This is a genomic window from Burkholderia sp. Ax-1720, assembly GCF_011753035.1.
In the GTDB taxonomy this organism is placed as follows: domain Bacteria; phylum Pseudomonadota; class Gammaproteobacteria; order Burkholderiales; family Burkholderiaceae; genus Burkholderia; species Burkholderia gladioli.
This window is the reverse complement of sequence record NZ_VWWK01000005.1, coordinates 84,141-96,625: the sequence shown is the minus strand read 5'-3', so window position 1 is coordinate 96,625 and position 12,485 is coordinate 84,141. Positions and strand designations below refer to the sequence as shown.

The 12,485-nt window shown below is 70.1% G+C and carries 9 protein-coding genes; 4 read left to right on the top strand and 5 right to left on the bottom strand.

Annotated elements, in window-relative coordinates:
* Positions 1-180 precede the first annotated feature (180 nt).
* From F3J18_RS03175 to F3J18_RS03165, 3 genes are read left to right on the top strand one after another with little or no spacing between them, the layout of a single operon-like run.
* Positions 181-3,399: an efflux RND transporter permease subunit gene (locus F3J18_RS03175; protein WP_166911319.1), complete on the top strand. Its 3,219-nt coding sequence runs from the start codon at positions 181-183 to the stop codon at positions 3,397-3,399.
* Positions 3,389-4,597, top strand: a complete 1,209-nt coding sequence (locus F3J18_RS03170; RefSeq protein WP_025098531.1) for an efflux RND transporter periplasmic adaptor subunit — start codon at positions 3,389-3,391, stop codon at positions 4,595-4,597. The genes F3J18_RS03175 and F3J18_RS03170 overlap by 11 nt, the downstream gene beginning before the upstream one ends.
* 8 nt (positions 4,598-4,605) lie before the next feature.
* Positions 4,606-6,075 (top strand): efflux transporter outer membrane subunit, encoded by a 1,470-nt coding sequence (locus F3J18_RS03165; RefSeq protein WP_166911317.1) that lies wholly within the window; start codon positions 4,606-4,608, stop codon positions 6,073-6,075.
* Positions 6,076-6,170: 95 nt separating this feature from the next.
* On the opposite strand, the gene F3J18_RS03160 is transcribed toward F3J18_RS03165, so the two are convergent.
* Together F3J18_RS03160 and F3J18_RS03155 are read right to left on the bottom strand one after the other, a co-directional pair.
* Positions 6,171-7,262: an alpha/beta fold hydrolase gene (locus tag F3J18_RS03160; RefSeq protein ID WP_240154804.1), complete on the bottom strand. Its 1,092-nt coding sequence runs from the start codon at positions 7,260-7,262 to the stop codon at positions 6,171-6,173.
* Positions 7,263-7,494: 232 nt separating this feature from the next.
* A complete protein-coding gene (locus F3J18_RS03155; protein WP_166911315.1) occupies positions 7,495-7,878 on the bottom strand; it encodes a VOC family protein in 384 nt (127 codons plus the stop codon).
* A gap of 168 nt (positions 7,879-8,046) precedes the next feature.
* Here F3J18_RS03155 and F3J18_RS03150 point away from each other — a divergent pair, with 168 nt between their 5' ends.
* Positions 8,047-8,787 (top strand): GntR family transcriptional regulator, encoded by a 741-nt coding sequence (locus tag F3J18_RS03150; RefSeq protein WP_025098535.1) that lies wholly within the window; start codon positions 8,047-8,049, stop codon positions 8,785-8,787.
* Positions 8,788-8,836: 49 nt separating this feature from the next.
* Here the strand turns inward: F3J18_RS03150 and F3J18_RS03145 are convergent, their stop codons facing one another.
* The 3 genes from F3J18_RS03145 to F3J18_RS03135 all read right to left on the bottom strand — a co-directional run bounded on the left by F3J18_RS03145 (position 8,837) and on the right by F3J18_RS03135 (position 12,477).
* Positions 8,837-9,568 (bottom strand): MmgE/PrpD family protein, encoded by a 732-nt coding sequence (locus F3J18_RS03145; RefSeq protein ID WP_166911313.1) that lies wholly within the window; start codon positions 9,566-9,568, stop codon positions 8,837-8,839.
* On the bottom strand, positions 9,561-10,916 hold the full coding sequence (locus F3J18_RS03140; RefSeq protein WP_166911312.1) for an MmgE/PrpD family protein: 1,356 nt from the start codon (positions 10,914-10,916) through the stop codon (positions 9,561-9,563). The genes F3J18_RS03145 and F3J18_RS03140 overlap by 8 nt, the downstream gene beginning before the upstream one ends.
* A gap of 235 nt (positions 10,917-11,151) precedes the next feature.
* A complete protein-coding gene (locus F3J18_RS03135; RefSeq protein ID WP_166911310.1) occupies positions 11,152-12,477 on the bottom strand; it encodes a cytochrome c in 1,326 nt (441 codons plus the stop codon).
* Positions 12,478-12,485: the final 8 nt, after the last annotated feature.

The following is a 12,485-nucleotide window of genomic DNA, read 5'->3' as shown; positions in this document are numbered from 1 at the left end:
CTGGCGGCGTCGAGCAGGCCGCCGGGGAACGCCTGCCTGACGGGAATCTGGCAGCATTGACAGCAAACAAAAAACCTGTTGGCTGGGCGGAAATTGAGCCGGTAGTATCCCGCCGATGCGACGGGCGCGATGCCCGCTGCGGCGGACTTTTCCTCAATTTGTCGCGATTCCGGAAGATACATGCTCGGCCTAGTACGCGTTGCCTTGCGAAGACCGTATACATTCGTGGTCCTCGCAATCCTGATCCTGATCATTGGGCCGCTCGCAGCACTGCGCACGCCGACCGACATCTTCCCGAACATCCGCATCCCCGTGATTGCGGTGATTTGGCAGTACACGGGCCTGTCGCCGGACCAGATGGCCGGGCGGATCTCCTCGCCCTTCGAGCGCACGCTGACCACCACGGTCAACGACGTCGAGCACATCGAGGCGCAGTCGATCACCGGCTTCGGCGTGATCAAGATCTTCTTCCAGCCCGGCGTCGACATCAACACGGCGAACGCGCAGGTCACCGCGGTCTCGCAGACGCTGCTGCGCCAGTTGCCGCCCGGCACCACGCCGCCGCTGATCCTGAACTACAACGCCTCGACGGTGCCGATCATCCAGCTCGCGCTGTCGGGCAAGGGCCTGTCCGAGCAGAACCTCGCCGACCTGGGCCTCAACACGCTGCGCCCGGCGCTGGTGACGGTGCCCGGCGCGGCGATCCCGTTCCCGTTCGGCGGCAAGACGCGCCAGGTCCAGCTCGACGTCGATCCGGCCGCGCTGCAGGCGCGCGGGCTGTCGGCGCAGGACGTGGCCAACGCGCTGGCCGGCCAGAACCTGCTCACGCCGATCGGCACCGAGAAGATCGGCGACTATGAATACACGCTGAACCTGAACGACGCGCCCGGCGATATCCGCGAGCTGGCCAACCTGCCGGTCAAGGCGGTGAACGGCACCACCATCTACATGCGCGACATCGCCAACGTGCACGACGGCAGCGCGCCGCAGACCAACATCGTGCACGTCGACGGCAACCGCTCGGTGCTGATCACGGTGCTCAAGAACGGCGCGGCCTCGACGCTGGCGATCATCTCGGGCATCAAGCAGCACGTCGAGCAGGGCAAGGCCGGCTGGCCGCAGAACCTGCAGATCGCCCCGATCGGCGACCAGTCGCTGTTCGTCACGGCGGCCATCAGCGGCGTGGCGCGCGAGGGCGTGATCGCGGCGGTGCTGACCAGCCTGATGATCCTGCTGTTCCTCGGCAGTTGGCGCTCGACCCTGATCATCGCCACCTCGATCCCGCTGGCCGTGCTCGGCTCGATCATCACGCTCTCGGCGCTCGGCGAGACGCTCAACATCATGACCCTGGGCGGCCTCGCGCTGGCGGTCGGGATCCTGGTGGACGATGCCACCGTGACCATCGAGAACATCAACTGGCACCTGGAACAGGGCAAGCAGGTGGAGCCGGCGATCCTCGACGGCGCCGCGCAGATCGTCACGCCGGCCTTCGTCTCGCTGCTGTGCATCTGCATCGTGTTCGTGCCGATGTTCTTCCTGCAGGGGATCGCGCGCTTCCTGTTCGTGCCGATGGCCGAGGCGGTGATGTTCGCGATGATCTCCTCGTTCATCCTGTCGCGCACCCTGGTGCCGACCATGGCCAAGTACCTGCTCAAGCCGCACGCGCATGCCGAAGGCGGGCACGGCGCCGAACGCGCGCCCAGCCGCAACCCGCTGGTGCGCTTCCAGCGCGGTTTCGAGGCGCGCTTCGAGCGCGTGCGGGCCCGCTATCGCGCCCTGCTGGAGCTGGCGCTCGCGCATCGCAAGCCCTTCGTCTCGGTGTTCTTCGGCTTCGTGCTGGTCTCGTTCGCGCTGGTGCCGCTGCTGGGCCAGAACTTCTTCCCCTCGGTGGATGCCGGCCAGATCGTGATGCACGTGCGCGCGCCGGTCGGCACGCGCGTGGAGCGCACCGCCGAGATCCTCGCCAGGGTGCAGCAGGCGGTGCGCGGCATCATCCCGCCCGCCGAGCTCGGCACCATGGTCGACAACATGGGCCTGTCCTCGAGCGGCATCAACACCGCCTACAACAACACCGGCACCATCGGCTCTCAGGACGGCGACATCCAGATCACCCTGAACGAGGGTCACGGGCCCACCGCCGACTACGTGCGCCGCATGCGCGAGGAACTGCCGCGCCGCTTCCCCGGCGTGACCTTCTCGTTCCCGCCGGCCGACATCATCAGCCAGATCCTGAACTTCGGCTCGCCGGCGCCGATCGACCTGCAGGTGCGCGGCAACAACCTGGCCGCCAACTTCGACTACACCAACACGCTGCTGCGCGAGATCCGCCGCGTGCCGGGCGTGGTGGACGCGCGCATCCAGCAGTCGCAGCAGAGCCCGGCCTTCTCGGTCGACGTGGATCGCACCCGCGCCCAGTTGCTGGGCATCACCGAGCGCGACGTGACCAACAGCCTGGTGGTGAACCTGGCCGGCTCCAGCCAGGTGGCGCCGACCTACTGGCTGAACCCGGCCAACGGCATCTCCTACCCGATCGTGATGCAGACGCCGCAGTACAACCTCGACACGCTGGCGGCGCTGCAGAACCTGCCGATCTCGGCCACCGGCGCGAACGCCGCCGCGGCCGGCAACGCCACCCAGATCCTCGGCGGGCTGGCCACCATCCGCCGCGCCGACATCAACTCGATCGTCAGCCAGTACAACATCCAGCCGATGGTCGAGATCTTCGCGACCACCCAGGACCGCGACCTGGGCTCGGTCTCGCGCGACATCAACCGGATCGTCTCGGCGCACGCCAAGGATCTGCCGCGCGGCTCCAGCGTGGCCCTGCTCGGCCAGGTGCAGACCATGAACGCCGCGTTCGGCGGCATGCTGTTCGGCCTGCTCGGCGCGGTGGTGCTGATCTACCTGCTGATCGTGGTGAACTTCCAGTCCTGGTCGGATCCCTTCGTGATCGTCACGGCGCTGCCGGCCGCGATCGCCGGCATCATCTGGATGCTGTTCGCGACCCACACCACCATGTCGGTGCCGGCGCTGACCGGCGCGATCATGTGCATGGGCGTGGCCACCGCCAACTCGATCCTGGTGGTCAGCTTCTGTCGCGAATCGCTGGCCGAGCACGGCGACCCGCTGCGCGCGGCGATCGAGGCCGGCTTCACGCGCTTCCGCCCGGTGCTGATGACGGCGCTGTCGATGGTGATCGGCATGGCGCCGATGGCGCTCGGCCTCGGCGAGGGCGGCGAACAGAACGCGCCGCTCGGACGCGCCGTGATCGGCGGCCTGATGTTCGCCACCGCGGCCACGCTGTTCCTGGTGCCCGCCGTGTTCTCCATGATTCATGCGCGCCCGCGCCAGGCGCCCTCTTCCGATATTTCTGAGCAAGGAACCGGCCATGTCGTCTGAAGTTTCCCGTCCACGATCGGTCTCCCGCCGCCGGCTGCGCACCGCCGCCGTGGCGGGCGTGGTGATCGCCGTGGCGATCGTGGCCGCCGGCATCGCGGTACGCGCCCATGACGCCTCGCGCGTGCGCGCCTGGACCGACACCAATGCCGTGCCGACCGTGCGCGTGATCGCCGTGTCGCGCGCCGACGCCGGGCCCGCGCTGAACCTGCCGGGCCGGCTCGAGGCCTGGTCGAGCGCGCCGATCCTGGCGCGCGTGAGCGGCTACCTGAAGTCCTGGCAGTACGACATCGGCTCGCACGTGAAGAGCGGGCAGGAACTCGGCGTGATCGAGACGCCCGAGGTCGACCAGCAACTGCTTCAGGCGCGCGCCGACCTGGAGAGCGCGCGTACCAATGCCTCGCTGGCCGAGATCACCGCCAAGCGCTGGCAGTCGCTGCTGGGCTCGGATGCCGTTTCCAAGCAGGACGTCGACCAGCGCACCAGCGACTACGCGGCCCGCCGCGCCGCGGTGGACTCGGCGCTGGCCAACGTCAACCGGCTGGTCGCGCTGAAGGGCTTCGCGCGGCTGGTGGCGCCGTTCGACGGCGTGGTGACCGCGCGGCGCACCGACGTGGGCGCGCTGGTCAACGCCGGCGGCTCGACCGGCGAGGAACTGTTCACCGTGTCGGACGTGACGCGGCTGCGTGTCTACGTGCAGGTGCCGCAGAACTACGCGCCGAGCGTGCGAGCCGGCACCGACGCGACGCTGACCGTGCCCGAGTACCCGCAGCGCAAGTTCGTCGCCAAGGTGGTGGCCGCCTCGGGCGCGGTCAATCCGCAATCGGGCACCACGCTCGTGCAGCTGGTGGTGGACAACCGGGACGGCGCGCTGCTGCCGGGCGCCTTCGCCAACCTGGCCTTCGCGCTGCCGGCCTCGGCCGATACGCTGCGCGTGCCGGCCAGCTCGATCCTGTTCGACGCGCAGGGCACGCGCGTCATGACGGTGGGCGCCGACGGGCATATCCACTACCGCCGCGTGAAGATCACGCGCGATCTCGGCACCCAGGTGGAGATCGCCGACGGGATCGGGGCCGGCGAGCGGATCGTCGATACGCCGCCCGACGGGCTCGCCGACGGCGATGCGGTGCACATCGCGACTGGCGGCAACGCAGGCAATGGCGGCAACGCCGACGGCGGCGCCCAGAGGGCCCGTTCATGAAGCGGCCGATGTCCCGTCTGACGCTGCTGGCGGCCGCGCTCGCGCTGGCCGGCTGTTCGCTCGCGCCCGACTACAAGGTGCCGCCGGTGCCGGCCTCGGTGGCCTATCGCACGGTGGGCCCCTGGGCGCCGGCGCAGCCGTCCGACCAGATCCCGCGCGACGCCTGGTGGCAGGCCTATCGGGAGCCTGCGCTCGACGCGCTGGAAACTCGCCTGCTGGCCAGCAACGCCGACCTGGCCGCCGCGCTCGCGCATTACGCGCAGGCGCGCGCCTTCGTCTCGCAGCAGAGCGCGGCGGAGCTGCCGCGCGTCTCGGCCACCGCCAGCCCGACGCGCAACCGCCAGTCGGACACGCGGCCGCTGCGCGGCGCCGGCAGCCCGAACGAGTACAACGCCGTCTCGCTGGGCGGCGAGATCGACTACGAGCTCGATTTGTGGGGCCGCGTGCGCAACACGGTGGCGGCGGCCAAGGACGAGGCGCAGGCCACCAAGGCCGATCTCGCCTCGGTGCAGCTGAGCCTGGAGGCGCAGCTCGCGCAGAGCTACCTGCAACTGCGCGGCCTGGATCGCCAGACCAAGCTGCTCAATGACACGGTGGCCGCCTTCCAGCGCGCCCAGCAGCTCACGCAGCGGCTGCACGACGCCGGCGCCGTATCGGGCCTCGACGTGACGCGCTCCACCGCGCTGCTGGCCGACGCGAAATCGCAGCTCACGCAGAACCTCGCCCAGCGCGCGCTGAACGAACACGCGATCGCCGTGCTGGTGGGTGCCTCGGCCTCGGACTTCCGGGTCGAGACCTCGGCGGCCGAAGTGGTGCTGCCGCCGGTGCCGGTGGGCGTGCCCTCGGCCCTGCTGCAGCGGCGCCCCGACATCGCGGCGGCGGAGCGGCGCGTGGCGGAGTCGAATGCGCGGATCGGGGTGGCGCGCGCCGCCTATTTCCCGCAGATCACGCTCAGCGCCCAGGGCGGGCTGCAGAGCTCGAACTACACGAACTTCTTCAGCGCGCCTAACTTCTTCTGGTCGGTCGGGCCGTCGATCGCGCAGTACATCTTCGACGGCGGGCTGCGCCGGGCCCAGCTCGATGCCGTCAAGGCCGCCACCGACGAGGCCGCCGCGCGTTACCGCGGCACGGCGCTGGCCGCCTTCCAGCAGGTCGAGGACAGCCTGACCCTGCTGCACGACCTGGGCACCGCGCTAGACCAGGAGCGCGAATCGGCCGATGCCGCCCAGCGCGCCGTCGAGCTGGCGCTGACGCGCTACCAGCGCGGCATCGCCAGCTACCTGGACGTGGTGCAGGCGCAGACCACCGCGCTGAGCACCGAGCGCAGCGTGCTCGACATCCAGACTCGCCAGTTGGTGGCCAACGTGCAGTTGGTGCGCGCGCTCGGCGGCGGCTGGTCGGACGGGGATCTGGACGACCTGTCGAAGCCGGAGGCGGCGCCGGCCGTCGCCACGGCGCCGCCGCCCAAGGCGGGCTGAAACCACGCCGCGCGCGCCGGCGATCTCGTCGCCCGGCGCGCGCGGTCGTATCGGGCCGGGCCCGGGAATCAGGCCGGGGGCCCGGCTCGCACGCCTCAGCGCGGCGTGCCCACCTCGTCGAGCAACTGCACCAGGTACTTGCCCCAGACCTCGGGATGCGCCAGCGTCTGGTGGCCATAGGAACCCGCGCCTTCCGGAATCTCCACGAAACGGCCGCCCGGCACCTCGGGCACTAGGCGCTGCATCGCGCCGAGATCGGTGGCGTTGATCAGGTCGTCCTGGAAGTTGACGGCGAACAGCTTGGCGCGGATCTTGCCGAGCTGCGGCGCGGGATCGTAGTCGGACGAGGAGCGGAACCAGTACAGCACGTCGTTGGCGTCGTACTTCGCGTACTGCGCGACGATCGAGTCGTACAGCTTCGTGGCGGCCTCGCGATCGGGCGCGGCGAGCTGCAACTGGCGCGGGTTCTGCGTCATGATCGCGAACACCGGCATGGTGCGGATCCACTGCTGCGGCGAGCTGGCGTAATCGCCCTGCTGCCAGCCCGGATCATGCTCGATCGCGCCCACCACCATCTGCCGCCACAGCCAGTTGCGGCCGGCCATCGCGATCGGCTGCGAGGCGATCGGCATCAGCGCGTCCATCATCGCCGGGTGCTGCTCGCCCCACAGCCAGGTCTGCATGCCGCCCATCGAGGTGCCCAGCACCAGCTTCAGGTGGTCGACCTTGAGCCCTTCCGTGACCAGCCGGTACTGGCCCTGCACCACGTCGTTGTAGCCGTATTGCGGGAAGCGCGCGCGCAGGCCGTCGCTGGGCTTGCTCGACCCGCCGCGGCCCAGGCCGTCCGGCACGATCACGAAATACTTGCTGGTGTCGAGCGGCGCGCCCGGCGCGAACAGCGCCTCGCGCGAGCTCTTGGTGAGGAACTGCGCGCCGCTGCCGGTGGTGCCGTGCAGCAGCAGCACCGCGTTGGTGGCATGGCCCGCCGCGTCACGCCGCAGCCGGCCCAGGGTCGTGTAATGGAGCCTGACCTCGGGCAGCACCGAGCCGTCGGCGAAACGGAAATCGCGGGCGAGGTAGTCGCCTGCCGTTTCGGCCGCGTCCGCCGCCCCGGCGGGCGCCGGCGTCTGCGCGTGGCCCAGCGCGCAGACCGTCATCGCGGCGCAGCCCAACAAAATGCTTTTCATGGCTTTCTCTGTCATTGCAGGTTCGGGGATCCGTTCGCATCGAATCGGAGTTCCGGCCGCGGGTGCCCGGCGGCATGACAGATGCCGTCCGCCCCGCCGGCCGTTGCTCCAATGTAGCGAAGGCAGGCGGCGGCGGATGGGACAATCTTCCGGTTTTCCTGTACGCGTTATCGATGCGCGACAAAGCTTTCGGCTCCCCGCCCGGCACCGGGCCGCGCGGCGGCACCGCCGCTCACAGCAATTCGGAAATCTCGATCAGGTTCAGGTCCGGGTCGCGCACATAGACCGAGCGGATCCGGGCCGTCGCGCCGGTTCGCTCGACCGGGCCCTCGACGATCGGCCAGCTCATGCGCGCCAGGTGCGCGATCACCTCGTCCAGCGGCACCGCCGCGATGAAGCACAGATCGAGCGCGCCCGGCACCGGCAGATGCGCCTTCGGTTCGAACTCGGCGCCGCGCACGTGCAGGTTGATCTTCTGATTGCCGAAGCGAAACGCCAGGCGCCCGGCGCCGAAGCTCTCGAGCTGCATCTGCAGCACCTCGGTATAGAAATGCCGGGTGGCATTGGGGTCGACGCAGGTCAGCACCAGGTGGTCGAGATGGTCGATCAGCGGCATGGTCGGGCTCCTTGGGGCGAACAGGATGGCAAGACCGCCATGATGCGGGTTTTCGGCGCGATCGGCGCCGCCGCCCGCTTTCCGGCCGGGGAACGCTCGCGCCGAACCAGCGTTCCGATCCTGTATCCTTCGCAGGTTCGCGCGTCCAGCCCAATCCTTGTCAGATCGATGCCAGCCACCCGCCCTTCAGCCGACCAGCCGCTGTATGAAATCGTCCGCGCAGGAATCCTCGAGCGTCTGCGCACCGGCGTCTGGGCGGCCGGCGAGAAGATCCCCACCGAACCGCAACTGGCCGAGGCCTTCGGCGTGGGCATCGGCACCATCCGCCGCGCGGTGGAGGAACTGGTGGCCGAGCGCCTGCTGATCCGGCGCGCGCGGCTCGGCACCATCGTTGCGAAATTCGCCGACGAACATGCCTTCGACCAGTATTTCAACTTCGTCGACCACACCGGCGAGACGGTGACGGTGGGCGCGCGGCTGCTGCGTTTCGGCAAGGAGCGCGCCACGCCGGCGCTGGCCTCGATCCTGAAGCTGGAGCGCGGCGCGCGCCTGGCCAGCGTCGACAACCTGCGCCTGCTCGGCGAGGTGCCGGTGATGCTCGACCATCTGTGGATTCCGCTCGACCTGTTCCCGAAGCTCACCGCCGAGCACTTCGCGGCGCGGCGCGGCTCGATCTACGGCTTCTACCAGGAGCATTTCGGCATCTCGGTGGTGCGCGTGGTGGAGGACCTGGCCGGCGCGGTCGCCGACCAGAAGGTGGCCGATGCGCTGCAGGTACAGCCCGGCACGCCGGTGCTGCGCGTCGAGCGCACCGCCTATACCTTCAAGGACAAGCCCGTCGAGCATCGCGTGCGCTTCGTCGAATCGAGCCATTGCGTGTATCGCAACACGCGCGGGCTGCAGGACTGAAAGACCGCCGCCGCGATGCCTGCGGCGGTCTTCGCAAGCAACTCGCGGCTCAGGCCACCGTCGACCACCAGACCGCCGGCTCGCCGGCAATCCGCGCCGCGTCGAAGCGATAGGCCATCAGCGCCGCCAGGCCGCGCCGCCCGTCGATCGAGGCCACCGCGCTGGTGAAGCCGTGCTTGGCCACCAGGGCCGATTCGATCGCGTCGGCGGCCGCCTTGCCGACCTCGATGGCTTCCATCGCCTTGCCCGCGTTGCGCGCGAACCCCGCCGCCTGGGTCGCCGCCACGCCGAGCGCATGCTGCGCACGCGGCGCGTCGAGCCCCAGCAGGCGCGCCACGGCCAGCGTGGCCCCCAGCACCCCGATCGAGGACACGAGGTTCCAGCGCGCCCGGTATTCGCTGCTGTCGAGCGCGGCCAGCGTGTGCGTGGCGGCCTCGGTGCCGATCGCCACGGCTTCGGCGATGGCCTCGTCCGATGCGCCGAAGCGCTCGCCCGCCGTCAGCGCCGCCGCGACCACCGGCGTCGCCAGCGAGGGCACGGCCTGCGCCGTCAACTGCGCGCCCAGGCTCCAGGCACGCAGGCGCAGGTCGCTCGACGAGCCCGCCTGCGCCGGCAGCCCGGCAACCGCCGCATCGGCGGAGGTCGATGACAGGATCGCGCGCGCCTCGGCGATCGCCCGATGGGCCGCCGCGACGGCGGAGCGCGCCTCCTTCGCCAGCGGCGCGAGCGCGAAGCTCACCAGCGCGGCGGAAACGTCGGAATGGGTGGCGGCCTCATGCATGATTCTGGTCCTCGGTGGGAAGGCAAAGTTCGAAAAGCGCGCGCAGGTCGGGCCGGGATTCGAGATCGCGAACCAGCTCGGCGATCCGTCGCGTGGCGCCGTCGCCGAGGATCGGATCGATCAGCAGCTCGATCTTTTCCCGCAGCTCGTCGTCGGTAAGCGGGCGCGCCAGGCTGCCGCGCGCGTGCTCGACGTGATGCGCCACCTTGCTGCCGTCCTTGAGCAGGGCCTCGATGAACACCTCGTCGCGATTCACGGCGCTGTCGGGCACCAGCTTCGTGCGGGCACGCATCGCGCTGACGTCGGGCTGCACCACGCGCGCGTCCTCGTATTGCGCGATCCCGACGCGACGGTCGCACAGCGCCGCCGCGACGCCGTGGATCGCGCTGAAGCGCGCCTGCAGGCCATCCTTGGGCTGCGGGTTGCCCATCAGCTCGGGCACCAGCGGATGGCAGCGCAGCGTGATCGACTCGATCTCGCCGACCTCGGGAATCCGCGCCGACAGGGCCAGTCCCGCGTCGATCGCCGGGTGGGCAACGATGCCGCAGGGATAAGGCTTGTAGGTGTTCGACAGCAGTTCCCAGCGCTCGCCCATCGCGCCGTTCATCAGCGCGAAATCGACCTTGGTCGACAGCGAATGCGAATAACCGCCGGGCGCCTCGAAGATGTCGTCCTCGGCCGGCTGCCCCCGTTGCGCGAGCTGCGCGGCGGCGATGCCGTTGGCCGCGGCCTTGCCCGGGTGATAAGGCTTGGTCATGGTGCCGAAGGCCTCGCGCTGGCCGACGAACATCGAGGCGGCGATGGCCGTCGCGCGGCGGATGCCGTCGGCGTCCAGCCCCAGCAGCAGGGCCGCCGTCACGGCGCAGCCGATCACGCCGCAGGTCCCGGTGATGTGCCAGCCGCGGTCGTAATGCTCGGGCGAGATCGACACGCCCACCCGCAACTGCGCCTCGCAGCCCAGCGCGAAGGCCGTCAGCGCCTGCGCGCCGCTCGGCTGCGTGGACGGCGCCAGCGCCGTCAGCACGGCGAACACCGAGGCGGCCGGGTGGATCACCGTGGCGAGATGCGTATCGTCGAAATCGTCGAGATGGCCCGCGAAGCCGGTGGCCAGCGCGGAGAAATGCAGGTCGGTGCGCTCGACGCGCCCCGGCACCGGCGCGGCGGGCTGCGCGCCGATCTCGACGGCGGCGGCGAGGATCGCGTCGACGCCGGGATGGCGCGAGGCGCCGATCGACGTCCCGATCACGTTGATGAGGGAGCGCCGGGCCTCGTCGGCGACCTTCGCAGGCAGCGACTGCCCCGCAAGTGTGTACAGGCCGTGCGCAAACGCGGCGGCAATGGAACTCATTCGGACGATTCCTCCAGACTTTGGCCGACGCGCCGGAGACCCTTTCCCCGGCTCGCATCGGCAATCGATCACATCATGAAAAACCGCTCGGGCGGAGCCGCTTCAGGCTCAGGCAGCGAATCGCCCGATTGGCAGTTTCGTCGACACTTTGCGAAATTCTACCCGCCTCCATTCGGGAAAACCAAGGAGTTTCGATCAAAGTGTCGACACTTTGATTTCAAGCCGTGACGCTGGCTCATGGCGAACCCAGCGCGAGCGCGCGCACGCGGCTCACCGCCTCGGCGCTCACGGCGCTTGCCCGGTTGCCCCAGCTGGCGCGCACGAAGCTCAGCACCTCGGCCACCTGGGCATCGCTCAGGCGCCAGCCGAAAGCGGGCATCGCCAGCGGCGTGGGCGCGCGGCTCGTCGATGGCATGTGCGAGCCGCTCAGCACCAGATGGATCAGCGAATCGGGATTCGCGCCCAGCACCGCGGCGTTGCCGGCCAGGCCCGGGAACGTCGGCATCGCGCCGGCGCCGTCGGAGCGATGGCAGGCGCTGCAGTTGTTCAGGTAGAGCCAGGCGCCCGCGTTGGCCGGATGGCCGGCGCGCAAGGCCAGGGCCGTGTTCGCGTCGTCCCGGGCGGCCGGCGGCGCGCGGCTCTCGCCGGGTCGCCCGTCCAAGGGCGGCGAGCTCAGGTAGGCGGCGATCGCGTCGAGATCCTCGTCGCTCAGGTACTGGAGGCTGTGGTCGATCACCTCGGTCATCGGCCCGAACGCGGCGCCGTCCGCCGAGCGCCCGCTGCGCAGATAGGCGCTCAATGCCGCCTTGCTGGCGCTCGCGCTGCCGGCCGGATGCTCGCGCAGGCTCGGCGCGTACCAGCCGGCGACACTGCCGCCGGACAGGAATGCCTCGCTGCCGCGTTCGTCGAAGGCGGCTTCCTGGCCGAAGCTGCCGCGCGGCGTGTGGCAGGCACCGCAATGCGCGAGCCCCTGCACCAGGTAGGCACCGCGATTCCATTCGACGTTGCGGCGCGGGTCGTCCGCGTAGGGCTTGCCTGGAACGTAGAGCGCGTTCCAGAGGCGCATCAGCGGGCGCACGCTGTAGGGAAAGCGCAGCCGATCCTCGCGATTGACGGCGGCAACCGGCGCCACGCCCTGCATGAAGTAGGCGTAGAGCGCGCGCATGTCGGCCTCGTTCACCTTCGCGTAGGACGGATACGGCATCGCGGGATAGAGCCGGTGCCCGTCCTTGGCGACGCCTTCACGCACCGCGCGGGCGAAGTCCTCGTAGCGCCAGCTGCCGATGCCGGTTTTCGCGTCGGGCGTGATGTTGGTCGAATAGAGCGTGCCGAACGGCGTGGCCAGCGACAGGCCGCCCGCGAACGGCCGGCCGTTCGGCGCGGTGTGGCAGGCCACGCAATCGCCGACGCGCGCCAGGTAGGCGCCCTTCTCCAGCGCGCCGGAATGCGCGGCAGGACCGGAAGGCGGCGCCGCGGCCGGCGTGCCGGCGCAAACGAACGGCGCCGCGAGCAGCGCGAGCGCGGCGATCGTCGGGCGCAGGCGGTGAATGCTGAGCTTCATGGCGCGCT